The 25,153-nt window shown below is 69.6% G+C and carries 29 protein-coding genes; 5 read left to right on the forward strand and 24 right to left on the reverse strand.

All coding sequences use genetic code 11. The features are described 5' to 3' along the window. The first annotated feature begins 24 nt into the window (after positions 1–24). From rmuC to HNP48_RS25965, 4 genes are all read left to right on the forward strand, one after another. Positions 25–1,809 carry a DNA recombination protein RmuC gene (gene rmuC, locus HNP48_RS25950; protein WP_184862621.1) on the forward strand — a complete coding sequence of 595 codons (1,785 nt, stop codon included), beginning with the start codon at positions 25–27 and terminating at the stop codon, positions 1,807–1,809. Then, on the forward strand, positions 1,806–2,987 hold the full coding sequence (locus tag HNP48_RS25955) for an MFS transporter (protein ID WP_184862623.1): 1,182 nt from the start codon (positions 1,806–1,808) through the stop codon (positions 2,985–2,987). The genes rmuC and HNP48_RS25955 overlap by 4 nt, the downstream gene beginning before the upstream one ends. Before the next feature lie 190 nt (positions 2,988–3,177). Continuing rightward, positions 3,178–4,518: a surface lipoprotein assembly modifier gene (locus HNP48_RS25960; protein WP_184862624.1), complete on the forward strand. Its 1,341-nt coding sequence runs from the start codon at positions 3,178–3,180 to the stop codon at positions 4,516–4,518. 140 nt (positions 4,519–4,658) lie between these two features. After that, positions 4,659–5,744, forward strand: a complete 1,086-nt coding sequence (locus HNP48_RS25965) for a FecR domain-containing protein (RefSeq protein WP_184862626.1) — start codon at positions 4,659–4,661, stop codon at positions 5,742–5,744. A 46-nt stretch (positions 5,745–5,790) separates the two neighbouring features. On the opposite strand, the gene HNP48_RS25970 is transcribed toward HNP48_RS25965, so the two are convergent. Genes HNP48_RS25970 through flgB form a run of 13 tightly spaced genes read right to left on the reverse strand, consistent with a single transcriptional unit; the run spans position 5,791 to position 16,510 of the window. After that, positions 5,791–6,654: a TIGR00730 family Rossman fold protein gene (locus HNP48_RS25970; RefSeq protein ID WP_184862628.1), complete on the reverse strand. Its 864-nt coding sequence runs from the start codon at positions 6,652–6,654 to the stop codon at positions 5,791–5,793. Between the two features lie 53 nt (positions 6,655–6,707). Continuing rightward, complete coding sequence (locus HNP48_RS25975) at positions 6,708–7,754, reverse strand: hypothetical protein (protein ID WP_184862630.1); 1,047 nt, start codon at positions 7,752–7,754, stop codon at positions 6,708–6,710. Further along, positions 7,754–8,662: a flagellar hook-associated protein FlgL gene (gene flgL / locus HNP48_RS25980; RefSeq protein ID WP_184862632.1), complete on the reverse strand. Its 909-nt coding sequence runs from the start codon at positions 8,660–8,662 to the stop codon at positions 7,754–7,756. Before flgL ends, HNP48_RS25975 begins: the two co-directional genes overlap by 1 nt. Positions 8,663–8,681: 19 nt before the next feature. Beyond that, positions 8,682–10,073: a flagellar hook-associated protein FlgK gene (gene flgK / locus HNP48_RS25985; RefSeq protein ID WP_184862634.1), complete on the reverse strand. Its 1,392-nt coding sequence runs from the start codon at positions 10,071–10,073 to the stop codon at positions 8,682–8,684. 21 nt (positions 10,074–10,094) lie between these two features. After that, positions 10,095–10,478 (reverse strand): flagellar biosynthesis protein FlgJ, encoded by a 384-nt coding sequence (locus HNP48_RS25990; RefSeq protein WP_184862636.1) that lies wholly within the window; start codon positions 10,476–10,478, stop codon positions 10,095–10,097. Position 10,479: 1 nt separating this feature from the next. Continuing rightward, a complete protein-coding gene (locus HNP48_RS25995) occupies positions 10,480–11,586 on the reverse strand; it encodes a flagellar basal body P-ring protein FlgI (RefSeq protein ID WP_184862866.1) in 1,107 nt (368 codons plus the stop codon). A 23-nt stretch (positions 11,587–11,609) separates the two neighbouring features. Next, positions 11,610–12,275, reverse strand: a complete 666-nt coding sequence (gene flgH, locus HNP48_RS26000; protein WP_221480354.1) for a flagellar basal body L-ring protein FlgH — start codon at positions 12,273–12,275, stop codon at positions 11,610–11,612. Next, positions 12,275–13,063 carry a flagellar basal-body rod protein FlgG gene (gene flgG / locus HNP48_RS26005; protein ID WP_184862638.1) on the reverse strand — a complete coding sequence of 263 codons (789 nt, stop codon included), beginning with the start codon at positions 13,061–13,063 and terminating at the stop codon, positions 12,275–12,277. The genes flgH and flgG overlap by 1 nt, the downstream gene beginning before the upstream one ends. Before the next feature lie 35 nt (positions 13,064–13,098). Beyond that, the gene (locus HNP48_RS26010) at positions 13,099–13,824 is read right to left on the reverse strand and encodes a flagellar basal body rod protein FlgF (RefSeq protein WP_184862640.1); all 726 of its coding nucleotides are present in this window, start codon (positions 13,822–13,824) and stop codon (positions 13,099–13,101) included. A 12-nt stretch (positions 13,825–13,836) separates the two neighbouring features. After that, the gene (locus tag HNP48_RS26015) at positions 13,837–15,027 is read right to left on the reverse strand and encodes a flagellar hook protein FlgE (protein ID WP_184862642.1); all 1,191 of its coding nucleotides are present in this window, start codon (positions 15,025–15,027) and stop codon (positions 13,837–13,839) included. 16 nt (positions 15,028–15,043) lie between these two features. Beyond that, a complete protein-coding gene (locus HNP48_RS26020) occupies positions 15,044–15,721 on the reverse strand; it encodes a flagellar hook capping FlgD N-terminal domain-containing protein (RefSeq protein ID WP_184862644.1) in 678 nt (225 codons plus the stop codon). A 3-nt stretch (positions 15,722–15,724) separates the two neighbouring features. Next, positions 15,725–16,144, reverse strand: coding sequence for a flagellar basal body rod protein FlgC (gene flgC / locus HNP48_RS26025; RefSeq protein WP_184862646.1), 420 nt, complete (start codon positions 16,142–16,144; stop codon positions 15,725–15,727). 3 nt (positions 16,145–16,147) lie between these two features. Then, on the reverse strand, positions 16,148–16,510 hold the full coding sequence (gene flgB / locus HNP48_RS26030; protein ID WP_184862649.1) for a flagellar basal body rod protein FlgB: 363 nt from the start codon (positions 16,508–16,510) through the stop codon (positions 16,148–16,150). An 18-nt stretch (positions 16,511–16,528) separates the two neighbouring features. Here flgB and flgA point away from each other — a divergent pair, with 18 nt between their 5' ends. Beyond that, on the forward strand, positions 16,529–17,290 hold the full coding sequence (gene flgA / locus HNP48_RS26035) for a flagellar basal body P-ring formation chaperone FlgA (protein ID WP_260420391.1): 762 nt from the start codon (positions 16,529–16,531) through the stop codon (positions 17,288–17,290). Here flgA and flgJ read toward each other — a convergent pair. The 11 genes from flgJ to fliD are packed head-to-tail and all read right to left on the reverse strand — an operon-like array spanning position 17,275 to position 25,067. Then, entirely contained in the window at positions 17,275–17,988 is a 714-nt protein-coding gene (flgJ, locus tag HNP48_RS26040; RefSeq protein ID WP_184862651.1) for a flagellar assembly peptidoglycan hydrolase FlgJ, read from the reverse strand. The genes flgA and flgJ overlap by 16 nt on opposite strands. Further along, positions 17,975–18,403 carry a flagellar protein FlgN gene (locus tag HNP48_RS26045; RefSeq protein WP_184862653.1) on the reverse strand — a complete coding sequence of 143 codons (429 nt, stop codon included), beginning with the start codon at positions 18,401–18,403 and terminating at the stop codon, positions 17,975–17,977. Before HNP48_RS26045 ends, flgJ begins: the two co-directional genes overlap by 14 nt. Continuing rightward, entirely contained in the window at positions 18,400–18,675 is a 276-nt protein-coding gene (flgM, locus tag HNP48_RS26050) for a flagellar biosynthesis anti-sigma factor FlgM (RefSeq protein ID WP_184862655.1), read from the reverse strand. The genes HNP48_RS26045 and flgM overlap by 4 nt, the downstream gene beginning before the upstream one ends. A 32-nt stretch (positions 18,676–18,707) precedes the next feature. Further along, on the reverse strand, positions 18,708–19,697 hold the full coding sequence (locus HNP48_RS35690; RefSeq protein ID WP_184862657.1) for a flagellar motor protein MotB: 990 nt from the start codon (positions 19,695–19,697) through the stop codon (positions 18,708–18,710). After that, positions 19,687–20,589 carry a flagellar motor stator protein MotA gene (motA, locus tag HNP48_RS26060; RefSeq protein WP_184862658.1) on the reverse strand — a complete coding sequence of 301 codons (903 nt, stop codon included), beginning with the start codon at positions 20,587–20,589 and terminating at the stop codon, positions 19,687–19,689. Before motA ends, HNP48_RS35690 begins: the two co-directional genes overlap by 11 nt. A gap of 22 nt (positions 20,590–20,611) precedes the next feature. Continuing rightward, positions 20,612–21,331: an RNA polymerase sigma factor FliA gene (fliA, locus tag HNP48_RS26065; protein WP_184862660.1), complete on the reverse strand. Its 720-nt coding sequence runs from the start codon at positions 21,329–21,331 to the stop codon at positions 20,612–20,614. Between the two features lie 9 nt (positions 21,332–21,340). Further along, positions 21,341–21,808: a flagellar basal body-associated FliL family protein gene (locus HNP48_RS26070; RefSeq protein WP_184862662.1), complete on the reverse strand. Its 468-nt coding sequence runs from the start codon at positions 21,806–21,808 to the stop codon at positions 21,341–21,343. Between the two features lie 4 nt (positions 21,809–21,812). Further along, positions 21,813–22,997 (reverse strand): flagellar hook-length control protein FliK, encoded by a 1,185-nt coding sequence (locus HNP48_RS26075; protein ID WP_184862664.1) that lies wholly within the window; start codon positions 22,995–22,997, stop codon positions 21,813–21,815. Continuing rightward, positions 22,994–23,305 (reverse strand): hypothetical protein, encoded by a 312-nt coding sequence (locus tag HNP48_RS26080; protein WP_184862666.1) that lies wholly within the window; start codon positions 23,303–23,305, stop codon positions 22,994–22,996. Before HNP48_RS26080 ends, HNP48_RS26075 begins: the two co-directional genes overlap by 4 nt. After that, positions 23,298–23,684 carry a flagellar export chaperone FliS gene (fliS, locus tag HNP48_RS26085; protein WP_184862668.1) on the reverse strand — a complete coding sequence of 129 codons (387 nt, stop codon included), beginning with the start codon at positions 23,682–23,684 and terminating at the stop codon, positions 23,298–23,300. Before fliS ends, HNP48_RS26080 begins: the two co-directional genes overlap by 8 nt. Before the next feature lie 18 nt (positions 23,685–23,702). Then, a complete protein-coding gene (gene fliD, locus HNP48_RS26090) occupies positions 23,703–25,067 on the reverse strand; it encodes a flagellar filament capping protein FliD (protein ID WP_184862670.1) in 1,365 nt (454 codons plus the stop codon). Positions 25,068–25,153 lie beyond the last annotated feature (86 nt).

The raw sequence follows: 25,153 nt of genomic DNA on the forward strand, positions 1-25,153 counted from the left end.
GCCTTTTCTAGCCCGGCCCCGCTTTTGACCACCGACACCCTCATCCTGCTGGCCGCGCTGGCCCTTGTCCTGTTGCTGCTGGTGATCGTGCTGCTGCGCCGCCCGCGCGTCGATCTGCCCCCTGAGTTGGTGGCCCGCCTGCAGGCCCTGGAGCAGACGGCCCAGGCCACCCAGCTGGCCGTGGCCCGTAACGACGGGGCCATGGAGTCCCTGGCGCAGCAGATGCGCGGCTTCACGCAGACCACGCAGGCCACGCTGGAGACGGTGCGCCATGCGGTGGACGAGCGCCTGGCCCAGGCGGTGGCCGAGTCGCGCACCGGCCGCGCCGAGCTGCTGGCGGCCTTTGGCGGGTTCGAGCAGCGGCTGGAGCAGCGCATCGAAGGCCTGCAGCAGGTGGTGGCCGGCCGGCTCGAAGACAGCCGCAAAGCCCTGCTGGAGAATCTGGCCCAGGGCCAGGCCGATGCGGCCGTGGCGCGCAAGGAGCTGTCGGACACGCTCACCGGCTTTCGCTCCGAACTCACCACCACCACGGGCGCGCTGGCGGCCGAGAGCGTCAAGTCGCGCGAGGCCATGGCCGAGAGCGGGGCGCTGTTCGAGAAGCGCATCCAGGAGCGCTTCGAGGCCCTGACCCTGGCCACGCGCACCACGCTCGATTCGCTCAAGGGCGACATCCAGAGCCAATTGGGCACCATGTCTGGCGCGCTCAAAGACCAGCTCGAAGCCAACGGCCACCAGATCCGCAACCAGTTCGCCGTGCTGCAGGATGCCGTCTCGCAGCAGCTCACCGGCATGCTGCAGGGCAGCCAGACCAATGCCGAGCAGTTGCGCAACGCGCTCAACGAGCGCCTGGCCGCCATCCAGGCGGACAACTCCACCAAGCTCGAAGAGATGCGCCGCACGGTGGACGAAAAACTGCACGCCACGCTGGAGCAGCGCCTGGGCGAATCGTTCAAGCTCGTGAGCGACCGGCTGGAGCAGGTGCACAAGGGCCTGGGGGAGATGCAGACCCTGGCCGGCAGCGTGGGGGACCTCAAGCGCGTGATGACCAACGTGAAGTCGCGCGGTACCTGGGGCGAAATGCAGCTCGGCGCCATCATCGAGAACGTGCTCACGCCCGACCAGTTCGCGCGCAACGTCAAGACCGTGCCGGGCAGCGACGACCTGGTGGAATTCGCCATCCGCCTGCCCGGGCGCAGCGACGAGCACCCCGTGTGGCTGCCCATCGACTCCAAGTACCCGGTGGAGCAGTACCAGCGCCTGCTCGATGCGCACGACACGGCGGACAAGGGGCTCATCGCCTCGGCCGGCAATGCCTTCGAAGCCTCGATCAAGCTCGAAGCCAAAAAGATCTTCAGCAAGTACGTCTCGCCGCCGCACACCACCGACTTCGCGGTGCTCTACCTGCCCACCGAGGGCCTGTTTGCCGAGGTGATCCGCCGCCCGGGCCTGGTGGAGGCCTTGCAGAACGACTCGCGTGTGATGATCACCGGCCCGGCCAACCTGGCGGCCATGCTCAACAGCCTGCAGATGGGCTTCAAGACCCTGGCCATCGAGAAGCGCTCGTCCGAAGTCTGGAGCCTTCTGGGCATGGTCAAGACCGAGTTCGCCAAGTTCGGCGATGTGGTGGAGGCGACCAAGAAATCCATCGACTCGGCCGCCAAGCGTTTTGAGGAAGTGGGCGTGCGCACCCGCGCCATCCAGCGCCGGCTGCGCGACGTGCAGGACCTGCCCGCGCCCGATGCGAGCGGCGCCGTGCCCAAGCTCAGGCCCCCGATGTCGGCCGCCGACGCACAGGACGAGCTGCTGTGAACGTCGCGCTGGCCCGCCTGATCGCCGGCCAGATCTGCGTGCACGCCTGCATGGCGGGTATGCGGCTGGCCGCCCCCCTGCTCGCGCTGCGCGAGGGCTACAGTGCCGCCGCCGTGGGCGTGCTGCTGGCGCTGTTCGCGCTCACGCAGGTGTTCCTGGCCCTGCCGGCGGGGCGCTATGCCGACCGCCATGGCCTCAAGCGCCCGGTGGGCTATGCCGTGGCCGTGGCCACCGCAGGCGCCGCTGCCGCGCTGGTGTTCCCGGTGTTCCCCGTGCTGTGCCTGGCGGCGCTGGCCACCGGCGGCGCCACGGGCGCGGCCACGATTGCGCTGCAGCGCCACGTGGGGCGCGCCGCGCACGATGCCACGGCGCTCAAGCAGGTGTTCAGCTGGCTGGCCATCGGGCCGGCCGTGTCCAACTTCCTCGGGCCGTTCTGCGCCGGTCTCATGATCGACCATGGCGGCGTTGTCGCCGGCGACACCCAGGGCTACCGCGCGGCCTTCGCGCTGATGGCGCTGCTGCCGCTGGCCACCTGGTTCTGGGTGCGCAGCACCGAGGAGCTGCCCCCCGTGATCGCCGCAGCCGGGGGCCCGCCCCAGCGCGCCTGGGATCTGATGAACGAGGTGCCCTTTCGGCGTCTGCTCATCGTCAACTGGATCCTGTCCTCGTGCTGGGATGTGCACACCTTCGTCGTGCCGCTGATCGGGCACGAGCGCGGGCTGTCGGCCTCGGTCATCGGCTCCATCCTGGGCGCCTTCGCGATTGCCGCGGCCCTCATCCGGGTGCTGATGCCCCTGGTGGCCGAGCACCTGCGCGAGCGCGTGGTGGTGGCCGTGGCCATGGTCGCCACGGCGGTGCTGTTCGCGGTCTATCCCGTGATGCCCACCGCGCTCACCATGGGCGTGTGCTCGGTGCTGCTGGGCTTTGCGCTCGGCTCGGTGCAGCCCATGGTGATGAGCCTGCTGCACCAGATCACGCCACCCCACCGCCACGGCGAGGCGCTGGGCCTGCGCCTCATGGCCATCAACGCATCGAGCGTGCTCATGCCCATGCTGTTCGGCAGTGCCGGCGCTGTGATCGGTGTGGGCGGGGTGTTCTGGGTGGTGGGCGCCGCCGTGGGGGCCGGGGCGCGCATGGCCTGGAACATGGGCAAGCCGGAAGCTGGCCACAGCCACTGATGTGGCCACCGGCGCGCGGGCGCCTGTTTGTAAAAATCCGCCTGCGCCGCCGAAATCGGAGTAGATTCCGGTAGCGTCTGCTCACATCGTTTGCAAAAAGCTGCAGGACGGGCCCGGTTTCTCGGGCCGCCTGCGGTGTTTCTGTGGCTGTGTCGAGCCTGGACGCCCAACCCGCATGAGGAGACTTCCCATGGGTGTTTTTCGTCTTGCCCGCGGCGGTGCATGGCCGCTGGCCCTTTCATCCTGGCTGTGGCTCGCGCCCACGGGGATGGCGCAGGCCGATGCGCTGGTCGACCAGGCGAGTGCCCTGGTGCAGCGCGGCGCGGCACGCGAGGCCTTCGATCTGCTCGACCCGCAGGAAGCGGCGCGCGCTGGCGACCCGGCCTTCGATGCCGCCATGGGCCGCGCCGCGCATGCTGCCGGCCAGTACAGCCGTGCCGTGCTGGCCTGGGAGCGCGTGGTGGCGGCGCGGCCGGACGATATGGAAGCCCAGGTGGCCCTGGCCCGCGCCCTCTACGCCGTGGGTGACCAGCGCGCGGTGCTGGCGCTGTCCGAGCGGGCGCGTGCGCTGGGCATCCCGGTGGATGCTGCGCTCAGCATCGACCAGTTCCTCGTGTCCTACGACCGGACTTCGGGCGACGGTGGCTCCAGCCTCAAGGGCTATGCCGAGCTGGCCCTGGGCCATGACTCCAACGTCAACGCCGGGCCGGCCTCGATGCTGCTGCCCTCACCCGTGCCGGGCACGCCGGCCTGGACGCTGGCGCCCTCGGCCCTGGCGCGGTCCTCGGATTTCCTGGCCGCGCTGGTGGCGGTGCGCGGGCGCTATGTGATGGACGCGCGTTGGTCCCTGGTCGGCGCGGCCGCCGGTACGCCGCGGCGCAACGAGGGTGGGGCAGGGGCCTTCGATTCCGACCAGTTCGACGCCAGTGCGGGCGTGGCCTGGCGCGCGGAGCGCCACGAACTGATCCTGCAGGGGCAGGGCTCCTACTATGCGCTCGACGGTACGCGCCTGCGCAGCATCGGCGGCGTGCTGGGCGAATGGATCTACCGGATCGACGGCTACCGGCAGTGGGGCAGCTTCCTGCAATCGGCGCGCCTGCACTACCCCACGCAGCCACTGCGCGATGTGCAGCGCACGGTGGCGGGCACCTCGTACGCCCATGTGTTCCGCGATGGCAGCCTGGCCTATGCGGGCGTGCATGGCGGGCGCGAGGAACCCGATGCGGCCGGCGTGGACTACCTGGGCCACCGGCTGGTCGGCTTGCGTGCGGGCGGCCAGTTGGCGCTGGCGCGCAACTGGGCCCTGTTCGCCAATCTGGACTGGGAGCGGCGCCGCTATGGCGCGCCCGACCCCTTCTTTGCCGTGGTGCGGCGCGACCGGCAGGTGAATGCCTCGCTGGGGGTGTCGTGGATACCCGCCACGGCCTGGCGCGTCACGCCGCAGTGGACGGGCACGCACAACGATTCCACGCTGCCGGTGTCCGAGTACCGGCGGCGCATCTGGTCCGTCACCGTACGCCGCGAGTTCTAGATGACCCCCCTGAGTCGCTTCGCGCCTTCCCCCCAGGGGGACGCCGCCCCTGCGGCGGGGCGGCCCTTGCACGGCGGCGCTGGACTGGGCCTCGCCAGTTTCCTGGAGCGGGGAAAGAAGAAAGACCAAGGAGGTGTTGCATGAACCCCGAACCTCGCCTGTCCCGCATTGCGCTGCTGATGGCCATGGTGGCTGCCTGGCCGGCTTCCACCCTGGCCGCCGCCGGCCTGGTGCAGTTCGCCACCGGCGAGGTCAGCCTGCGCCGGGGCGATGCCACGGGCAGTGTGGCCAAGGGTGCCGAAGTGGACACGGGGGATGTGCTGCTGACCGGCAGCGCAGGCCGCGCGCAGATCCGCTTCACCGACGGCGGCCTGGTGGCGCTGTACCCGGATTCGCAGTTCACCGTGACCCGGTACTCCGACAGCGGCGACGTGGCGCAGGACGGCTTTGCGGTGACCTTGCTGCGTGGCGGCATGCGGGCGATCACCGGTCTGATCGGCAAGCGCAACCCGGGCAGCTACAAGGTCACCACGCCCACGGCGGTGGTCGGTATCCGTGGCTCGGCCTTCCTGGTGGGCTTCAATGCGCAGGGCCAGCTCACGGTGGCGGGTGAGCAGGACGAGATCGAAGTCTGTACCGAGGCCGGCTGCGTGGGCGTGAAGGCCGGCGAGTCGGTGCTGGTGCTCTCCAGCCAGAAACTGCCGGTGTACACCCATACCCGCGCGCTGCTGCCCCTGCCGGCGCTGCCCTGGCCGCAGACGGCGGGCGACCAACTGCGCGATGGCCACCGCAGCAGCGTGTTCGTGATTCCGCAGTTGCCGCCCCCACCGCCCCCTGTGCATGTACCGCCCCCACCGCATGTGGAGGATCCGGTGGTGCCGCTGCCAACGCCGACCCCGCCCTCGCCGGTCCCCGTGCCTGCGCCTGCGCCGGTTCCGGCACCGGTGCCTGCGCCCGTTCCGGTGCCACCCCCACCGACCACGCAGGTGCCCACTCCGGCACCGCCCACCACCGGTACAGGGACCACCACGACGCCCGGCACCACCACGCCGCCTGCGACCACCACGCCGCCTGCGACCACACCGCCGACGACCACGCCACCTGCCACCACCACGCCACCGACCACCACACCGCCCCGGCCGGTGCCACCGCCGCCGACCACGCCGATCTTCGTGCTGCCGCCCGGGGTGATCCTGCTGCCCCCGGCACCGCCACCGATACGCTGAGGGCGTTGCGGCCCCGGGGCTGCCTCCGCTGGCGGGGGCCGCGGGGTCAGATCTTGTAGAAGGCCTTGATCAGGTCCCAGGCTTCCTGGGGGTCATCGGTGTAGTGGAAGAGCTTCAAGTCCTGCGGCGAGATCGTGCCTTCTTCGACCAGTACATCGAAGTTGACGAGGCGCTTCCAGTAGTCGGTGCCGAAGAGCACGATGGGCACGGGCTTGGCCTTGCCGGTTTGCACCAGGGTCAGCACCTCGAACAGCTCGTCCAGCGTGCCGAAGCCGCCCGGGAAGGCCACCAGCGCCTTGGCGCGCATCATGAAATGCATCTTGCGCAGTGCGAAGTAGTGGAACTTGTAGCACAGCGAGGGCGAGATGAAGCGGTTGCCGCTCTGCTCGTGCGGCAGGGCGATGTTCAGGCCCACGTTGAGCGCACCCACATCGTGGGCACCGCGGTTGGCGGCCTCCATGATGCCGGGGCCGCCGCCGGTGCACACGTAGATGCGGTCGGCCGGCGCATTGCGCTCGCTGTGCTCGGCCACCAGGCGGGCGAATTGGCGCGCCAGGTCGTAGTAGCGCGCATTGCGCACCGCCAGCCGGGCCTTGGCAATGGCGGCCTCGTCGCCCGCAGCCTCGGCCGCGGCCAGGAGTTCGGCCGCCTCGTCGGGGGCGACGAAGCGTGCGCTGCCATAGACCACCACGGTGCTCTCGATGCCCTGCGCGGCCTGGCCGAGGTCGGGCTTGAGCATCTCCAGCTGGAAGCGGATGCCACGCGTCTCGCGGCGGAACAGGAACTCGGGGTCGGCGAACGCCAGGCGGTAGGCGTCGGCGTGCAGGGGGTTGCCGTTGGCGGCGTGGTTTTGCAGCTCTGCCCAGGCATCGGCCAGGCGGCTCTCGTTGAGTTGGGTGTTTGCGTCCATAGGCCCCATTGTGGCGCGGATTCCGGGCCGCGGCACCTGCCGGGCTGCCTGCGTCAGCCCAGTGCCAGCAGCCGGTCGATGCGCGGGCGCGGCAGGCCCAGCAGGCTGGGCGAGAGCGTGGCCAGCAGCGGGTAGTTGGCCTCTGCCGTCTGCTCGGTGAAGCTGTCGGCAAAGCGCTGTGCGGCCGGTGCCCCCTGCGCTGCGGCAGACCGGTCGAGCGCCTGGCCCGCTGCGGCCAGGCTGCGCTCGATCACGCTGCGGCTGTGCTGGCCCTGCTGCTCGGCGCGCAGGATCTGGGGCAGGGCCTGGCGCAGGCCTTCGGGCGTGTCGAGCTGCCAGTGTTCGGGGGCCAGCAGCGGGGTTTCGGGCTCGGTGCGGGCGCGCACGAACTGGCCGGTCGGAAAGCGCTTGCCTTCGCCCTTGACGCTGAGCTGGTCGCGCACGCGCGGCCATTCGGTTTCGGCCACGCTGAACTCGACGTCGCCCTGCCTGCTGGCATGCGCGCGGATGCCGGCCGGGGCCAGTGCCTGGTCCAGGCGCCGGGCCTGGGCCTCGGGGGGCAGGTCCGGGTCCAGGCGCACGCCCATGGCCTGGCGCTGTGTGCCGGTGAGGGAGAACGCCACGGTCTCGGCGCTGGCCGCTGCCAGGGTCCGGGAGTCCAGCCCGCGCAGGCGAAAGCGCTGCCGGGCCGGCGCCTCGGGGCTGTAGGCGAGCTGGCTGTCCAGGCGGTAGCCGCTGCGCTCGGGGCGCGCCGCCCACAGCTGCGCCAGGCGCCTGTGTGCACCGTCGAGGGCGCTGGTGGTGGGCGCGCTGCCCGTGAGCTGGCGGCTGATCTGCCCCTTGAGCTGCTGCAGCTGGCCCGACAGCTCGTCAAGGAACGACAGCGCCTGCTGGGCGTTTGCCACGTTCTGGTTGAACTGTGGCGGGACCACGCCCGCTCCGGAGCGCGGCAAGGTGAAATGGCTGGCCGGCAGCGTGGCCGGTGCGGGTGCGGCCGCAACGGCCGCCATCGACTCGGGGCGCTGGGCCGGGCCAGCTGCACCGACTCGGGCGGACAGGGCCGTGCTGTGGTCGGGGCCGGAAAGCGCTGGGAGCTGCATCAGATCAGGTCGAAAAGGGACAGTCCGCTGACCTTGCTGTAGGACTTCTGCGTGGCCTGCAGCGCTGTGCTGTAGGCGCTCAGGCGCGTCGCGGCCTCGCCGTAGTCGAGCTGGCCCAGCGTGATCATGGACTGCTGGTTGGCCACGCTGACGCTGCCATGGTTGCTGTCCAGCGTGTCCAGGATGTTCTGCGCACCGCCCAGGCCGGCGATCTTGCCGTTGACGCTGCTCAGCGTGTCGTCCAGGCTTTGCAGGGTGGCCGCCACGACCGCGCGCGTGGCGGGGTTGTTGGCGCTCACACCCGGCACGCTCAGGGTGTTGGCGGCGGTGTCCAGTTGGTTGAGCAGGTCGTCCATCTCGTCCAGGCTCACGTTGGCCGCCTGGGTGATGCCTTCGCCCACCACCACCGCCTGCCGGGCCGTGTTGCCCGTGAACTGGTAGCGCGGCGAGGCACCGGCGCCGTTGTCGGTGATCGTCGGCGCATTCGTGAGCGTGCCCGAGAACAGCGAGCGGCCTTCCTGGTCCTTGGTGTTGGCGGTGTAGAACAGGCTGTCGCGCAGTGCGGCCAGCGAGCTCGACATGGCCTGCAGGTCCTCCGAGGCATTGGCGCCGTCGGCGGCCCAGACCATGAGGTCGCGCGCGTCCAGCATGTCCTTGACGGTGCTGCCGAGCGTGGTCTCGTTCTGGGTGAGGCGCGTCTTGAGCGCCGCGATGTTGTCGCGGTACTGGGTGAGCGTGGCCTCCTCGCGCACCATGCGCGACAGGCGCACGTTTGCCACGGGGTTGTCCGAGGGCAGCAGGTAGCGCTGGCCCGAGGCCATCTGCTTCATCACATGTTCCAGGCGCGCATTGGCGTTCTGCAAGGCCTGGTTCATCGTGGCGTGGTACTGGGTGCTGGAAATGCGCATGCCGGTTCCTGGGAGTGTCTCAGAGCATGGCCAGCGTGCTGTCGAACAGCTCGTTGGACACGGCGATGACCTTCATGTTGGCCTGGTACATCTGCTGGTACTGCACGAGGTTGATGGCTTCCTCGTCCTCGTTGACGCCGCTGGTGGATTTCCAGTTGCTCTCGGCATAGACGCGCACCGTCTCGGCCACCGACAGGGCGGTGCTGTTCTGCTGGCTGCTCGTGCCCAGGCGGCTCACCAGCTGGGTGTAGACATCGCCGAGCAGCACGGTGCCCAGGGAGGTGATGGTGGCCGGCTGGTTCTTGAGGTTGATGGCCTCGATCAGCTTGTCGCTGTTGCCCTGCAGGCCCGGGTTGGACGAAAAGCCCAGGTCCTGCGGCGTGATCGCCGGGTTGAGCGTGAGCATGGCGTTGGAGCTCGATGCGTCGTACACGAACAAGGCCTTGCCGTTGACGGGCGTGGCCGCCGTGCTGTTCATCGCATAGCCGCTTTGGAACACGGCGTTGTACTGGGTCGCCACCTCGCGTGCCAGGTCGGAGATGGCGGTGCGCATAGGCGCCAGCGCCTGGCCCTCGAAATCGTTCAGGCCGCCGAGCTCTCCGCCCAGGTTGTCGTTGCGCACGCGGAAGGTCTCCTTGGCGAAGCCCACCTTGAGGCTTTGCGTGCCGCTGGCGTCGGTCTCGACCTCCAGCGTGCCCGCGATGGCACCGGCCACCAGTGGCTGGCCGCTGCGCAGCGCCAGGTCGCGCGTGCCGTCGGGCTGGTTCACCACCTGCAGGCCCACCAGGGCGGACAGGGCGTCGATCTTGTTGTCGCGCTCGTCCATCAGGCCCGAGGGGCTGGCTCCGGTGGCCGAGGCGGCCGCGATCTTCTGGTTCAGCGCGGCGATGTCGGCGCTCAGCGCATTCACCTGGGTAACCGTGGCCGTGCGCTGCTGGTTCACGGCGCTGCGCTGGCCTGCCAGCACCTGGTTGAGGTTGTTGAAGCGCTTGGCCAGGGCATCGGCCGCGCTGAGAACCTGCTGGCGCAGGGGGCTCGAGGTGGGCTCCACGCTGGCGGCATTGAGGGCGCTGTAGAAGCCGTCCAGCGCGGCGTTGATGCTGGCGCTGTCATCGCCCATCACCTGCTCGAGCTGGGTCAGGTAGGGCTGGGTGGAGGCGTGCTGGCCCTGGTTGGAGGCGGCCTGCCACATCTGCAGGCTCTTGTAGTCGTCGCTGAAGCGGATCAGCGCGGGCGTGTTCACGCCATCGCCGGCCGCGAACGGGCCCGAGCGCGAAGGCTGGGCCGCGGTCAGCACCACGCCCTGGCGGGTGTAGCCCACCGTCATGACATTGGCCACGTTCTGGCTGGTGACCGTGAGCGCGGTGCGCGCGGCAAGTGCGCCCGACAGCGCGTTGGTGAGCATGCTCATGAAAACAATCCCTGGAGAGTCTTAGGGCTTGAGGGCGACCGGCGGGTGCGAAACATTAAGCGCCGCTGGCGTGGCGGACGCGACGGGCCCCGCAGCGGGCAGCAACTGCAGCAGCAGCGTGTTGGCGATGCCGAAGGCGCGCTGGCTGGCGAGCTGGTCAGCCACCAGGGTGTCGGCGTAGTCGAGCATGTCGTTGCGCCGCTGCTGGAACAGGCCGTCTTCGCCCGCGATCTCGCTGGCGCTCTTGCGCATCTGTTGCAGCATCTGCGAGATGAACAGGCCTTCGAAGCGCACGGCAGCCTGCTCGGCCCGGGCGCGGTACTGCGCGTCCGCGGCGGGTGCGATGGTGTCGCCATGGGCCTGCCCCGGCAGAAGTGAAGAGGGGGCGTGGATGCGGTGCTCCATGTCAGATGACGATCAGTTCGCCGTTGATCGCACCGGCCTGGTCCAGCGCCTGCAGGATGGCCATGATGTCGTCCGGCGTTGCGCCGGTGCTGTTGATGGTGTCGATGATGGTCTGCAGCTTGGCGCTGGGCGGCCAGCGGAACATGCGGCTGTTGCCCTGCTCCACCTGCACACGCGACTGCGGCGTGACCATGGTCTCGCCACGGCCCAGCGAATTGGGCTGGCTGACCTGGGACGACTCGCTGATCACCACCTTGAGGCTGCCGTGCGAGACGGCCGCCGGGCGCACCGTGACACCCTGGGAGATGACCACGGTGCCGGTCTTGGAGTTGAAGATCACCTTGGGCACCTCGTCGCCCACGTCGATGTTCAGCGCCTGCAGGCGCGCCACGAAGGCCACGCGCTGGGTCGGGTTGGCGGGGGCCTGCACCTCGATGCTGGTGGCGTCGGTGGTGGTGGCAATGCTGCCAAAGCGCCGGTTGATGGTGTCCACGATGTTGGTCGCGGTCTGGAAATTGGGGCGGCGCAGGCTCAGGCGCACGGTGGGGCGGGTGTCGAAGTCGGTCTCGATCTCGCGCTCGATGGTGGCGCCGTTGGGGATGCGGCCGGCCGTGGGGGTGTTCACCGTGACGCTGGAGCCGCTGGCCCCCTGGGCGCTGAGGCCGCCGACGACCACATTGCCCTGGGCCAGCGCATAGGTGTCGCCGTTGGCCGCACGCAGCGGCGCCAGCAGCAGCACGCCGCCACGCAGGCTTTTGGCATCGCCCAGCGAGGACACGTTCACGTCGATGGTCTGGCCCTTGCGGTAGCCGGGCGGAAAGACGGCGCTGACCATCACGGTGGCGACGTTCTTGGTCTTGGCGGCGTTGCTGCCCTCGGGCAGCTTCACGTCGAACTGCTTGAGCATATTGGTCACCGACTGGCCCGCCGAGCGCACCTGGGTGCTGTCGCCCGAGCCCGCGAGCCCGACGACGATGCCGTAGCCGATCAGCTGGTTCTCGCGCACGCCCTCGATCTGCACGAGGTTGCGCAGGTTCTGGGCCGGCAGTGCCGCCTGGGGCGCCAGGCCCAGGAGCAGGGTGGAGAGCAGGAGGAGGGGGCGGAGCATCGTCGTCATGGTGGGCGGTGGGGTCAGAAGGGCATCAGCGGGCTGTTGAAGAAGCGCGTGAGCCAGCCGGGCTGCTGGGTGTCGCCCAGGGCGCCGCGGCCCGAATAGGTGATGCGCGAGTTCGCGATGCGTTGCGAAGACAGGCGGTTGTCGGTGTCGATGTCGGCCACGCGCGCATAGCCGCTCACGCGCACGAACTCCTCGCCGTTGTTCAGCGTGAGGCTCTTCTCGCCGCGGATGTGCAGCAGGCCGTTGGGCAGGACCTCGTGCACCACCACGGTGATCGCGCCCTGCAGCGTGTTCTGCTGCGTGGCCGTGTTGCTGGCGTCGAACGAGCGCTGGGCATCGGTGCCGATCTGGCCCTTGATCGTCTGGTTCAGCAGCACGGGCGAGGCGATGGCGGCGCTGCTGTTCTTGCCCTGCGTGGTGCCCGAGCGCCGGTTGGCCTGGGTGGTTTCCTGCAGCACCACGGTGAGCACGTCGCCGGCGCGAATGGCGCGGCTGTCGGCCGTGAGTGTGGAGCTGTGCTCGGGCGAGAACACCCCGCCCGACTGGCCGCGCCGCACCACGGGCATGGTGACCAGCGGCTCTTCCAGCTCCACCTTGGGCCCGGTGGCCAACGTCTCGCAGCCGGCCAGCAGCAGGCTGGCCAGCAGGGCGAGCAGGCCCATGGATGCATGGGCAGCCATCAGCGCGCTGCCTGGGCGAGGTTCTGCATCATCTCGTTGGCCGCCGAGAGCACCTTGGTGTTCATCTCGTAGGTGCGCTGGGTCGCGATCATGTCGACCATCTCCTCGACCACCTGCACGTTCGAGCCTTCGAGCGCGCCCTGCTTGAGCTTGCCGCGGCCTTCCTCGCCGGGCGAGCCTTCGTTCGGTGCACCGCTGGCCACGGTTTCCTGGTACAGGTTGTCGCCCAGTGCGAGCAGGCCCACCGGGTTGACGAAGTTGGCCAGCGTGAGCTGGCCCAGCGCGGTCGGCGTGGTGCTGCCGTTCACCGACACCTGCACGGTGCCGTTTTCGAGGATGGTCAGGCCGCTGGCGTTGGCGGGCACCGTGATCTCGGGGCGCAGCGCCAGACCCTGGGCGTTCACCAGGCGGCCATCGGCATTCACCGAGAGCTGGCCAGCGCGCGTGTAGGCCGCTTCGCCATTGGGCAGCTCGACCTGCAGAAAGCCGTTGCCGACGATGGCCACGTCGAGCGACTGGCCCGTGGTCTGCAGGTTGCCGGTGGTGAACACCTTCTGCGTGCCCACCAGGCGCGTGCCGCTGCCCAACTGGACGCCGGCCGCGGAGTTGCGGTTCTCGTCGATCTGCGCGCCCGGCTGCTTCTCGACCTGGTAGAACAGGTCTTCGAAGACCACGCGGTCGCGCTTGAAGCCCACGGTGTTGACGTTGGCGAGGTTGTTGGCGATGGCCTGGAGTTTGGCGTCCTGGGCCTGGACGCCGGTCTTGCTGACCCACAGGGCGGGATTCATGGGGGCTCCTAGTCTAAAAAGGGTGTGTGAAGGGGTTATTCGCGCAGCAGGCGGTTGCCGTTGGCGGCCATGTCGTCGGCCACCTTGAACAGGCGCATGTGGACCTCGAAGTCGCGGCTCAGGCCCATGGAGGCGACCATCTCCTCGACGGCCGAGACGTTGCTGCCTTCGAGGTGGGCGCCGCGCACGCGCACCGTGTCGTCGGCCGGCAGCGGCTGGCCATCGCGGCTGACCACGAAGCCGGCGGTGTTCTTGGCCAGGGTGGCGGCCTCGGGCTTGACCAGTTTGAGCCGGTCCACGGGCTGCAGGTCGGCCTCGCCCTCGGGCTGCACCGACACCGTGCCGTTCTCCGAGATCGCCACGCGCACATGGGCCGGCAGCACGATGGGGCCGCCGTCGCCGAGCACGGGGCGGCCGTTGAGCATGAGGGCACCGTTGGCGTCCACCACGAAGGCGCCGTTGCGCGTATAGCCCTCGCCATCGCCCAAAGCCACGGCGAAGAAGCCATCGCCCGAGACCGCGGCATCGAGGTCGCGCCCGGTGGCGGTGAGGGTGCCCGAGCGCGTGGACACGGCGTTCGCCTGCAGCTCGGCCAGGTGGCGTGCGCTGTAGCCATAGCCCTGCACGGACTGGCTGCGCGCCAGTTCCAGGTCGGCGCGAAAGCCGTTGGTTGCGGCGTTGGCGAGGTTGTTCGCGCGCACCTGCTGCGCGTGCAGCGTGCGCTCGGCGCCGCTCATGGCGGAGTAGATCAGGGCGTCCATGGCGCGTCAGCCTCAGATGGCCTGCATCAGCGATTGCATCATCTCGTTCTCGGTCGAGATGACCTTGGTGTTGGCCTGGTAGTTGCGCTGCGAGGACATCAGGCTCACCAGCTCCGAGGTCATGTCCACGTTGGACTGCTCAATGGCGCCCACGGTGAGGTCACCGGTCATGCCCGTGCCGGGCGTGAAATACAGCGCGTTGCCCGAGCCCACCGAGGTGGTCCAACTGGTGTCGCTCACGGCCGTGAGCGCGCTTTCGTTGGGGAAGGTGGCCAGCGCGATCTTGCCCACGCTCTGCTTCTGGCCGTTGCTGTACTGGGCCACGACGGAGCCGTCCTTGGCCAGCTCCACCCCCGTCAGCGTGCCCGAGGCATAGCCGTCGGTGGAGTTCACCGTGGTTGTCGTGTCGCCCGCGTACTGGGTGGTGCCGGCGTAGTTGATGGTGATGTTCAGGTCCTGCGCCGCGGGCATCAGGGTGATCACCGGCACGGTGGCCGACGCCGGGCTGGTGAGCTGGCCGTCGGGGCCGAAGGTCAGGTTGGGCAGCGCTGCGGGGGCACCACCGTCCACCGTGTAGTGCACATCGATCTGGCCCGGCGTGGCCGACTTGACGAAGTATTGCGTGACCGTGTGCTGGGCGCCCAGCGAGTCGTACACCACGGAGACCATGGAGCTGTTGTAGGAGAGTGGGTCGGCCGGGGCGAAGGGCGCCACGGCGGGCACGGTCCAGTCGGACGAGAGGTTGCCCACGTACTTGATCTGCGTGCTGGCCTGTGCCGGCACCTGGCCCGTGGGCACGGTGATATCGCCAAAGGCACCCAGGGTGGTCGTGCCCGGCACCATGGGGTAGCCCTGGACCTTGCGGCCCGAGGCGTCCACCAGGGCGCCGTTCTTGTCGGTGGAGAAGATGCCCACGCGGGTGTACAGCAGGGCGCCCGCGCTGTCCTTGGTCACGAAGAAGCCCCGGCCCTGGATGCTGGCGTCCATGGCGCGGCCCGTGGTCAGCACGCCGCCGCCCACGTCGATGCTCTGCGTGAGCGAGCCGACCTGGGCGCCGATGGGCTGGGTGCCCGCGTACATCGAGGAGAAGTTGGCGCGGCTGGCCTTGAAGCCGAAGGTGCCGGAGTTGGCGATGTTGTTGCTGATGGTGTCCAGCGAGGTGTTGATGGCGTTGATACCGGACAGGGCGATTTCGAAGCTCATGGCGATTCCTTGGGGTTCAGGGGGTGGCGGTGGCGGGTTTGCCGTTGAACGCGGTGATGAGGCCCGGCTGGACCTGGTCGGCGCCGGCAACGGTCAGCAGGGCGCTGCCACTGCCGGTCAGGCGCACGTTGGTGAGCTCGCCGGTGACCTCGATGGCAGGGGCTTCCTGGGTGCTGGTCTCCACCTGCACGCCGTACTTGCCGGGTGCCAGGCCGAGTGCGGTGGGGTCGAGCGTGTACTTCACGTCGCCCGTGTTGTGCGTGCCCAGCTCCACGCGGTGCCTGGCACCATCGCTGCCGGTGAGCACCAGCGTGGTCTGCGCGCTGTTGCTGTTCAGGTGGAAGCCGAGCGCAATGGGCTGGCCATTCACGGCCAGGGTGTCGGTCTGCACGGTCACCGAGGAGCCGACCTGCGAGCCCAGGGTCAGCATCTGCGTGCTGGCCATGAGGCTGGCAGCGGTCGTGCCCTGCTCGGTGAGTTTCTGCAGCGCCTCCATCTGGCTCAGCTGGGTCAGCTGGCCCACGAATTCGCTCGGGTCGGTGGGCTCCAGCGGGTTCTGGTTGCGGATCTGGGCCACCAGCAGCTTGACGAACAGGTCGGAGACCGAGCCGCCACCGCCCAGCGCGCTGGAGATGGCATTGCTGCCGGTCGCGCCACTGCCCTGGGTTGCGGAAGATGTCGAATTGGTTTCCATGGATCAGCCCTCACCCAGGCGCAGCAGGGAGTTCTGCATGGCCTTGACGCGGCCCAGTACCTCCACATTGGTTTCGAAGGCGCGCGATGCCGACAGCATGTCGGTCATCTCGGCCACGGAGTTGACGTTCGAATAGAACACCTCGCCGGAGGCGTTGGCCAGCGGGTTGCCGGGCTCATAGACCTTGCGCGCGGGTTCGGTGCTCTCGATCACGTCGAGCACCTGCACGCGGGCGCCGGCCACCTGGCCGTCCGCGCCGGGCTGGGCGATGGCTGAGAACACGGGCTTGCGCGCGCGGTAGACGCCGGCCTCGGTGCCCGCGGCCGACTGGGCGTTGGCGAGGTTGCTGGAGATGGTGTTCATGCGCACGGTCTGGGCCGTCATGGCCGAGCCGGCGATCTGGGCGATGCTGCGAAAGGCCATGGCTTACTGCCCCGCGATGGCCTTGGCCAGGCCCTTGAGCTTCATGTTGGTGAAGGTCAGGCTGGTCTGGAAGTCGGATGCGTTCTGCGAGAACAGCGACTGCTCCACACCGAGCTCGACGGTGTTGCCGTCCTGCGAGGGGTGGTTGGGCACGCGGTAGAGCAGATCGCCATCGCCCGTGTCGAGCGCGAGGGGCCCTTCGCCGGCCTGGCGCTGGCCCAGGGATGCAGCGAAGTCGATGTCGCGCGCCTGGTAGCCCGGCGTGCTCTCGTTGGCCAGGTTCGAGGCGATGATTTTGGTACGATCCGCCCGCAACCGCAGGGCATCGGCGTGCACGCCCAAGGCCTTGTCAAAGTGAATTCCCATGTTGATCCTCTTCTTCTGATGTCCATCAAGAACGTTCATGGCCGCTGGTGGGCCGGGGCCGCATGTGCGGGGCTGCTGTGGGGGCCTTTGGCCCTGTCTGCCGCGCCCCTGTCGGCACCGGCGCAGCGCGTGGAGGCCGCGGCACGCCAGTGGCTGGCCGAGCAGGCCACGGTCAAGGGGCTGGTGGCTCCCCAGTTCGAGCTCAGCCTGGTCGAACGCGGCGGCACCGCGCCGGCTGCGGCGTGCGCCCAGGCGGTGGCCGTGGAGGCCGTGGAAACGCGGTACCTGAGCCGCATGCGCTTTGCCGCCACCTGCCCGGGCAGTGCGGGCTGGCAGCGCGAATGGATCGTGCGGGCCGATGTGTCCGCGCTCGTGGTCGTGGCGGCGGCACCGGTGCAGGCCAACCGGGCCATGGCCGAGGCCGATCTGGCGCAGGAGCGGCGCACCCTGGTTGACATGGCCGATGCCTTGCCGTCGATCGATGCGGCCGTCGGCCAGGCCAGCACGCGTGCACTGCGCAGCGGCCAGGTGGTGTCGCCGCGCTGGCTGGTCCAGCCCTTGCTGCTCAAGCGCGGCGACAGCGTGAGCATCGTTGCGCGCAACGGCCTCATCGAAGTCCAGGTGCCCGGCGAGGCGCTGGAGCCGGGCCGGCGCGACCAGGTCGTGCGCGTGCGCAACACCGGCACGGGCAAGGTGATCCGCGCGCGCGTCATCGAGGCAGGGGTGGTGGAGCCGGAGAGCATGGGGCAGCAGTCCATGGGCGATCAGTCCCGCGACTGAATCTGTTCGGCCAGGCGCACGAGCTTGGCCGCGTAGCCCGGGTCGGTGGCGTAGCCGCCGCGCGCCAGGCCCTGGGCGAAGGCCTGGGCGTCGGCACCGGTGTTGAGCGCGGCGCGGTAGCGCGGGCTGCCTTGCAGCAGGCGCGCATAGTCGCCAAAGGCGCTGGCGTAGTCGGGATAGCTGCGGAAGGCCTCGGTCTTCTTGAGCGCCGTGCCGTCCTCGTACTCGGTGGTCAGCGCCTCGGCGCGTGCGCCCTGCCAGCCGCCCTGGGCCTTGAGGCCGAACAGGTTGTGGGTGTTCTGGCCTGCGGCATCGCGCAGCGGCTGCTGGCCCCAGCCCGATTCCAGCGCCGCATGGGCCGACACCAGATCGGCAGAAACCCCCAGGGTCTGGGCTGCCTGTCGGGCCCAGGGGGCGATGCTGGCCAGGAACTCCTGCTGCTGTGCGCCCAGGGACGGCGGGGCGCTGCCCGCCACCGCTGGTGCCGAGGCCTGCGCGCGGTGCACCCAGGCTTCGGGGCGCATGGCGGGCAGGGCGTCACCGGGCCAGCCCTGCTCGATCACCCGCTGTACCTCGGCATGGGCCTGGCGGAACACGGCCGCGAAGGGGCCACCCTGGCCCTGGCCTTGCGCGGGCAGGAGCGGCTGCGCCACGGCAGGCATGGCGATGCGCGCCAGCGTGGTGTCAGGCCTGAGCATAGGTGTCTTCTTCCTTGCCGCGCAGCACGCGCTGCAGGATGGCCTGCTGGTCGGTCATCAGGCGGCCGTTGCGGCTGTTGCGCTCCTTGCAGTCGCGCACCAGCTGCTCCAGTGCCTGGCTGCGTGTGCGGACCACGCCGCGCGTGGCGGGCGGCAGGCGCTCGATCAGCGCGTCCAGCGTGGCCGGGCTCTGCGGCGACAGCAACTGCACGAGCAGCGCACTGCGGCGCTCGCGGCGCTGGTCCAGCTCGGCCACCAGGGCCAGGATGCGCTCGTTCAACTCCAGCAGGCCGGCACTGTCGTGCCGCAGCGCGGCCGTGAACTGCTCCTGCAGCAGCGCCTGGAGGCTGCGGTAGCGCTGCAGGTCGGCGTCCATGTCGGCCACGAACTGCGGCAGAAGGCCGGGCCGGCTCATTCGCGCCCTCCGTGGTAGCGCGTGATCAGCCCCGCGAGCTTGCCCGCGTCAAAGCGGATCTCGCCGCGTGCCAGCGCATCGCGCACGGCGGCGACCTTGGCCTCATCGATCTCGGGCAGGGCGCGCAGGGCGGACTGGGCCGCCTCGAGCACGCCCGAGGCACGCGTGGGTTCATCGGGCGAAGCGGCGGCCTGCGCGGGGGCCGCGGCGCTGGTGTCTGCCACGGGCGCGGCGGCGGGCAGTGCGGTGATGCCGGTGGAGGTGATTTTCATGCGGGGGCCTCGGATTCTGGTTTCCATGGCGTTCAGCGGGCGGTCAGGGTTTCGCGCAGCGCCGTCAGGGACTCGCGGTTCGGCACGGTGGAGTCCACGCCGGGCAGCAGGGGCGTCACCGTTTCGGGGGCTCCGAACATGGCCGCCATGTGGCGTGCATGCTCGGTCGTGAGGACCAGCAGCTCGATGCGGCGGTTGGTGTCGGCCTTGGGGTCCTTGGTGTCGAAGGGCGCGCGGTCGGCCATGCCCACGGTCTGCAGCGTGGTGCCGGCGGGCATGCCGCCGGCCAGCAGGTGGTAGCGCGCTGCGATGGCGCGGTTGTTGGACAGCGTCCAGTTCGAGACCGGGCCCATGTCGCCATCGGCGTAGGGCAGGGAGTCGGTGTGGCCCACGACGATGATCTGGTTTTCCATCTGCGCGAACACCGGGCCCATCTTGCGCAGCAGGCGGCGAAAGCGCTCGGTGGGGACCACGCTGCCGCGCTCGAACATGCCCTGCTTGTCGGTGTCGTGCAGCATCACGCGCAGGCCGAAGGGCGTGATGATGGCCTGCAGGTTGTTGGCCAGGCCGGCGTCCTCGCTCATGCGCATGAGGATGGCCGCCAGCTGCCGCAGGTCGGCCGCCGTGTCGTAGCGCACCGGGGCCGCGCCGGGCTGCAGGCCCTGGCCGCCGTTGGTGAAGGCCTGGCGGGGCTGGCGTACCACGCCCTGTGCAGGCACGGGCTCGCGCGGGATCAGGCTGCCCTGGGCCGTGGTGAAGGTGTGGATCTTGTGGCCCGCGCCTTCGTCGAACATCTTGCCGCCCGTGGTGCGCAGGATCTCCTCGCTGCGCTCGGCGTTGCGCGAGGCCAGCAGCCACAGCACCAGGAACAGGCACAGCAGGGCCAGGCAGAAGTCGGCGAAGGCCACCTTCCAGGCGCCCCCGTGGGCCTCGTCGTGCGCCTTGCGCGAGACGCGCTTGACGACGGTCGGGTGGTGGCCGTCGCCCTTGCCGGCCTTGCTGGCGTTGCCATCAGCTTGCACGGCGTTCTCCGGGCGTGCGGTCGGCGGCGTCCGCGTTCTGCATGTTGTCGATCCAGCTTTCGAGCAGTGCGAAGCTGGGCTTGATGTTCAGCTGTACGAGGCGGCGGCCGGCGTCGATGGCCAGCAGCGGCGGCTTGCCCGAGACATGGGTCACGAGCACCACCTTGACCGATTCCAGCGCGGCCAGCTCCTCGTGCACGATCTGCTTCATCATGTTCGCCAGTGGGTCGAACAGCGCATAGCAAAAGAAGATGCCGATGAAGGTGCCGACCATGGCCGCGGCCACCATCACCGCGATCTCGGCCGTGCCGGCGCCGTCGGCGACCGAGCTCATCGCCATCACGATGCCCAGCACCGCGGCCAGGATGCCGAAGCCCGGCATGGCTTCGGCGATCTTGCCCAGCGATTTGGCGGGCTGCGACAGCTCCTCGTAGATCGCCTCCAGCTCCTGCTCCAGCACACCCTCCAGCTCGTGGGCGTTGATCTTGCCCATGGCCATCAGGCGGAAGTTGTCGACGATGAAGTGCAGCAGCTTGGGCTCTTCGAGGATCAGGGGGTAGCGCTGGAACAGCTCGCTCTCGTGGGGCGCCTCGACGTGGGCGTCCAGGGCCTTGAGGCCTCCGGCAGCGGTCTGCAGCAGCTCGTACATCAGCAGCAGCAGCTGGCGCTGGAACTCCTCGCCGGGCTTCTTGCGGCCCACCACCTTCTTGAGCTGCAGCACCATTTCCGAGAGCACATGCTTGGGGTTGCCCAGCACGATGGCCCCCAGGCCTGCCCCCAGGATGATCAGCAGCTCCACCGGCTGCCAGATGACCTTGAAGCTGCCGCCGTGCAGCATGAAGCCGCCGAACACGCAGCCTAGAACGATGATGATGCCGACAAGGGCTTGCATGGGATGGGTCTTCTCGGTGGGGTCAGGCGTCCTGCAGGAAGGCTTTCATCTTCCGCAGGGCGCCCTTGTTGATCTGGCACACGCGTGCGTCGGTGAGTTCGAGCACGGCGGCGATTTCCTTGAGGCTGAGATCGAACTCGTAGTACAGCTGGACCACGCGCTGCTCGCGTTCATCGAGCGTGCCCAGGGCCTGCTCCAGGCTGCGGCGGTCCATCAGGGCCTCTTCGGGGCTCAGGCTGGCCGAAGGCATGTGGGTGAGTTCCTGCAGGATCTCGTCGAAGCTCACGAGCATCTCGGCGTTTTCCGCCAGGCGGTACTCCTGCAGCTCGGCGGCCGAGATGTTCAGCGCGGCCATGATGTCGCTGTCGCTGGGCGCACGGCCCAGGCGGCGCGTGAGGGCGCGCACGGCATCGCGCATGCGGTGGCTGTCCTGGCGCACGGAGCGCGGGCGCCAGTCCTGGCGGCGCAGCTCGTCGAGGATGGAGCCGCGGATGCGGATCGAGGCATAGGAGCCGAACTTCCCGTCAGGCGCTCCGCCATAGCGGCGCAACGCGTCGAGCAGGCCCAGAAGGCCGATCTGTTCCATGTCCTCGCGGTCCACGGCCGCGCCGATCTGCGACGTCAGCTGGCGCACGATCCGCTTGACCAGCGGGACGTAGGCCAGCAGATGGCGCTGCTCATCGGCGGCGCTGCAGGTGGCAGCGGCGCCGTGAACTTCGGCATAACCCGTGTACATGTCCATGGGGCGGGCTTATTCGATGATCAGCTTGCCGATCAGGGCTTCGACGAAGGGCTGTTCCTTGCGGTCGCGCTCGTAGCTCGCCTGGTAGGCCGCATTGATGTCTGCCGCCAGCTCCGCGATGGTCATCTTGGAGGCCTTCTCGAGCGGGTAGGTCGACAGCGCCGAGACCGCCACGCTGCGCAGCAGCGGCAGGTGCTCCTTCACGATGCGCTCCTTCTCCGCGGGGGCCTTGAACACCAGGTCCACCGCGAGGTAGTGCGCCATCGGTTCCCCCGCCTGGCCGCGCAGCATCACGATCACCTTGTCCAGGCTGATGTACTTGTATTCCTGCTTGTCGTAGACCGGCTTGGCGGGCGCCTGTGCGGTGTCGCCAGCGGGGGCGCGGCCCTTGAGCCACCACCAGGCGCCGCCTCCGCCCAGGCCGGCCATGGCCAGCGCCAGCAGAGAGAAAACAATGAGTTGCCGTGTCTTGGTCATGGGATCAGCCCGGGAAGGTCATGGGTTCAAACGCCTGTGGCACCTGGCCGCGCTCGGCTTCGGCCAGGGCCTGGCCCGGGCCCTGGGCATCGGGGGCGTCGTCGCGGGCCTGGCGGCCGCGGCCGTCGTGCTCGCGCGGTGCGTGCTGGGCGATCGTGACCGTGACGTCGCCGGTCTGGCGTGTGGCCAGGTCGCCGCGCAGGCTGTCGCTGATGGCCTGCAGCTGGCGCACCACGTCGCTGTGCGTGGCGCTCAGGTGGATCTGCAGGCCGGCGCCATCGCGGCGCACGCTGATCTCGAGCTGGCCCTGCATGGGCGGGTCGAGCCGGATCTGGGCGTGCTCGGTGCCGCGCCGGATCTGCCAGTGGATGCGTTCTCCCAGGGCCTCGACCAGGTCGGTGGCCGTGGAGCCTTCGGCGCGTGCGCTCGGCGCCGCGGCGGGCGTGGACGGCAGGGGCGCGGCCAGTCCGTCGGCCGGCGCGGGCGCCCATGCCGCCGTGGGGGCCTCGCGCGAGGCCGCGGTGGCGGCGGTCAGTGCCTTCTCCAGCGGTGCCGCCACGGCCTCCATCGGGCTGGCCGTGTTGGCTGGCACCTGCGCTGTTGCGGCCTGCGGGGCTGCGGCGGGCTGTGGCGACGGCGCCTGCGGTGCCGCAGATGCCTGCAGCAGGGCGGCGGAAAAGGTGGGCAGCGTGTCCTGTGCCGTGGCAAGAGCCGTGACCGGGAGCGCCAGGGCCGTGGCGGGCGCGGAGGGCGGAGAGAGGGGCGCCGCGGAGGCCGAGGACGTGGTCGCGGCGACGTCCGGGGAGGTCGCGGCACTGAGCAAGGCCAGGCCATGCGGCTGGAAGGCCGGGGTGCTGGCGATGGGGGCGAACAGCGCGGCCGCCGGCAGGTCTGCGGATGGCAGTTGCTCATCGGGCGCCTCGGCCAGGCTGTCGCCTGCGGGGAGTTCGGCCACAGGGACGGGCAGGGCCAGCGGGGGCACTGGTACGGCGGGCGCGCTGCCGGCCTGCAGCGGCAGGGTGGCCCACAGGGCGGGTTGGGCGGTCTGCTGCAATGCCAGGACGAACCCTGTGTCGGCGGGCATGCCAGGGGCCGGTGTTCCCGGTGCGGCGGGCAGCAGGGCCTGGGTGGCGGCGCCGGAAGGCAGCGGCAGGGTGCCGGGCAGGGCCTGGGTGAGGGAAAGGCTCATGTCGTGGACTCGTTCATCTCGCCGTGGGCGGCATAGGCCATCCAGCCGTCCTTGTGGGCACGCAGTTCCTCCAGGGCGCGCTGCAGCTGTTCGGCGGCGGTGTTGCACAGGGCGTGGGCCTGCTGGTGGGCCTGCTGCAGCTCGCGCAGGGCCAGGCGTTCGGCGGGCGCGCGCACCTGGTCTGCAGCCAGCGGGGCGAGCAGGGCCGCGAGCTCGCGGCTGGTGTGGGCCAGCGCGTCCCAGTCGCGCGCCAGGCTGCCTTCGCGCAGGCGCCGGGCCAGCGCGAGCATGTGCCGGGGATCAGCCATGGGCGGCCTGCACGTTCTGCCAGCCATTGCGGATGGTGGTGAGCAGGCCCACCACTTCGTCGACCATCTCGGCCTGCAGCTCGAGGCCTGCCTTGTGCAGGCGCCAGGCGCAGTATTCGTAGAGGCGGCCCAGGTTGGCCACAACCTCGCCGCCGCTGTCGAAGTCCAGCGCGCTGGACAGGCCGTTGAGGATGTCCACGCACTTGTCCAGGCTGCGCGCCTTGAGCTCGTAGCGCCGCCCTTCGATGTGGCCCCGGGCGCGCGCCAGCTCTTCGAGCAGGCCGTCCATGAGGATCATGACCAGCTGCACGGGCGAAGCGTTGGCGGTTTGCGCGTTCAGGTTGACGGCGTGGTAGCTGCGGTAGGCGTCGTAGTCCATGGAGGGGTGGGGGCGCGGTCAGGCCGCCCCGAGGTTGCTGAGCAGGCTGCTGTTGTCGCCCATGAGCGACTGCAGGTTCTGCAGTTGGGTGAATTGCGCGAGGTAGCGCTTGTAGGCCATGTCGTACTGGTTATCCAGGCGGGTCTGGCGCGCCGTGAGGCCCCGTTGCTGGGTATCGAGCGAGGCCTTGCGCTGCTGGATATGGCCCTTGCTGGTGTCGGTCCAGCCCTTGACGGCGTCGTTCAGGGCGCCCAGCACACCGCTGGAGCCGCTCAGGCTGGTGTTGCCCAACAGCTTGTCCAGGCCTTCGGGATGGGCGGCCAGCGTCTTTTGCAGCTTGGCGCTGTCCAGCGTCATGGTGCCGCTGCGGTCCGTGCTGATGCCGAACTGGGACAGGCTCATGCCGCCATGGCTCTGGCGCAGCACCGAACCCATGCGGTCGCGCAGCGCGCGCAGGCCGGCATCGGACGCGAAGGCTGCCCGGGTGCTGCCGTCCGCGCCCAGGGCCATGAGTTCGTCCAGGGTCTTTTCGAGCGCGTTGTAGGCATCGACGAACTTCTGCACATTGGCTGTGGTGCCGCTGTCGTCGTTGCCCACCGTTACGACCAGCGGGCTGTCGGCGGGCTGCATGGCCTTGGTCAGTGTCAGCGTGACGCCGTCGATGGCCGTCACCGTGTTGGATGCCTGCTGCAGCCGGGTGCCGGTGGTGGCGTCGCCGAACAGGTAGACCACTGCATCGCGGGCGGGCGAGAGTTCCTTGGCGGTGGACAGGGCCGTCTTGAGGGGGCTGGCAGGCAGCCCGCTGGTGTCCAGCGTGATGCGGCCCGCCTCGCCGGTCTTGCCGGACGACAGCACGAGCTGGGTCTTGCCGTCCACGGTCGCCGTGGCGGCCGTCACCTTGCCCTGGTTGTCGTTTGCCTGGTTGATGGCACGGGCGATTTCGGTCTGCGAGATGGTGCCATCGTTGTCGGTGTCGGCCTGGGTCAGGGCCACGGTGAAATCCGTGCCGTCCTGCAGCTTCACGACCAGGGGGCCGCCCAGCGAGACCGGTACGGCGGGCAGGTCCTCGAACGCGACCTGGTGCGGCGCGGCCACCTGCTGCACGAACACCGAATAGTTGCCGGCCGGGGCCGAGGCGCTGGCCGTGGCACTGGCGAAGCCGGTGCTGCTCAGCGTGGTGGTGCGCTGCACCAGGCTCTTGCCGGTGCTGCCGGCCAGGCCGCCGAGGGCCGAGCTGAAGGCGCTCAGCGCCGACTGCAGCCGGGTCAGGGCCGTGCCGGTGGCCTGGGCGGCCTTGGTCTGCGATGTCAGCAGGCTCTGGGCGCGCGCGGTGTACGAGGTGGCCAGCTGGGTCGCCATCGTGCTGGGGGTGATGTCTGCCATGTCAGATTCCTCTCAAAACGGGTGAAAAAGGGCGGTCTGAGGCAGAAGGCGACACAAAGTCGCGCTTTATGAAATCGGTGCGGCAG

The sequence above is a fragment of the Acidovorax soli genome, assembly GCF_014207955.1.
Classification (GTDB): Bacteria; Pseudomonadota; Gammaproteobacteria; order Burkholderiales; family Burkholderiaceae_C; genus Acidovorax; species Acidovorax soli_A.

Coding starts and splice junctions, on each gene's coding strand:
- flgJ (WP_184862651.1), bottom strand. CDS start 17,988: ATGCTCAGGCCTGACACCACGCTGGCGCGCATCGCCATGCCTGCCGTG.
- flgC (WP_184862646.1), bottom strand. CDS start 16,144: ATGGCCTTTCGCAGCATCGCCCAGATCGCCGGCTCGGCCATGACGGCC.
- flgA (WP_260420391.1), top strand. CDS start 16,529: ATGTCCATCAAGAACGTTCATGGCCGCTGGTGGGCCGGGGCCGCATGT.
- HNP48_RS25960 (WP_184862624.1), top strand. CDS start 3,178: ATGGGTGTTTTTCGTCTTGCCCGCGGCGGTGCATGGCCGCTGGCCCTT.
- HNP48_RS25990 (WP_184862636.1), bottom strand. CDS start 10,478: ATGGAGCACCGCATCCACGCCCCCTCTTCACTTCTGCCGGGGCAGGCC.
- HNP48_RS26020 (WP_184862644.1), bottom strand. CDS start 15,721: ATGGAAACCAATTCGACATCTTCCGCAACCCAGGGCAGTGGCGCGACC.
- HNP48_RS26080 (WP_184862666.1), bottom strand. CDS start 23,305: ATGGCTGATCCCCGGCACATGCTCGCGCTGGCCCGGCGCCTGCGCGAA.
- motA (WP_184862658.1), bottom strand. CDS start 20,589: ATGCAAGCCCTTGTCGGCATCATCATCGTTCTAGGCTGCGTGTTCGGC.
- fliS (WP_184862668.1), bottom strand. CDS start 23,684: ATGGACTACGACGCCTACCGCAGCTACCACGCCGTCAACCTGAACGCG.
- HNP48_RS26010 (WP_184862640.1), bottom strand. CDS start 13,824: ATGGACGCCCTGATCTACTCCGCCATGAGCGGCGCCGAGCGCACGCTG.
- HNP48_RS25970 (WP_184862628.1), bottom strand. CDS start 6,654: ATGGACGCAAACACCCAACTCAACGAGAGCCGCCTGGCCGATGCCTGG.
- HNP48_RS26070 (WP_184862662.1), bottom strand. CDS start 21,808: ATGACCAAGACACGGCAACTCATTGTTTTCTCTCTGCTGGCGCTGGCC.
- flgK (WP_184862634.1), bottom strand. CDS start 10,073: ATGAGCATGCTCACCAACGCGCTGTCGGGCGCACTTGCCGCGCGCACC.
- HNP48_RS25965 (WP_184862626.1), top strand. CDS start 4,659: ATGAACCCCGAACCTCGCCTGTCCCGCATTGCGCTGCTGATGGCCATG.
- HNP48_RS26045 (WP_184862653.1), bottom strand. CDS start 18,403: ATGAGCCGGCCCGGCCTTCTGCCGCAGTTCGTGGCCGACATGGACGCC.
- flgL (WP_184862632.1), bottom strand. CDS start 8,662: ATGCGCATTTCCAGCACCCAGTACCACGCCACGATGAACCAGGCCTTG.
- flgM (WP_184862655.1), bottom strand. CDS start 18,675: ATGAAAATCACCTCCACCGGCATCACCGCACTGCCCGCCGCCGCGCCC.
- HNP48_RS26015 (WP_184862642.1), bottom strand. CDS start 15,027: ATGAGCTTCGAAATCGCCCTGTCCGGTATCAACGCCATCAACACCTCG.
- HNP48_RS26075 (WP_184862664.1), bottom strand. CDS start 22,997: ATGAGCCTTTCCCTCACCCAGGCCCTGCCCGGCACCCTGCCGCTGCCT.
- HNP48_RS25995 (WP_184862866.1), bottom strand. CDS start 11,586: ATGCTCCGCCCCCTCCTCCTGCTCTCCACCCTGCTCCTGGGCCTGGCG.
- flgH (WP_221480354.1), bottom strand. CDS start 12,275: ATGGCTGCCCATGCATCCATGGGCCTGCTCGCCCTGCTGGCCAGCCTG.
- flgG (WP_184862638.1), bottom strand. CDS start 13,063: ATGAATCCCGCCCTGTGGGTCAGCAAGACCGGCGTCCAGGCCCAGGAC.
- HNP48_RS25975 (WP_184862630.1), bottom strand. CDS start 7,754: ATGCAGCTCCCAGCGCTTTCCGGCCCCGACCACAGCACGGCCCTGTCC.
- fliA (WP_184862660.1), bottom strand. CDS start 21,331: ATGGACATGTACACGGGTTATGCCGAAGTTCACGGCGCCGCTGCCACC.
- fliD (WP_184862670.1), bottom strand. CDS start 25,067: ATGGCAGACATCACCCCCAGCACGATGGCGACCCAGCTGGCCACCTCG.
- flgB (WP_184862649.1), bottom strand. CDS start 16,510: ATGGGAATTCACTTTGACAAGGCCTTGGGCGTGCACGCCGATGCCCTG.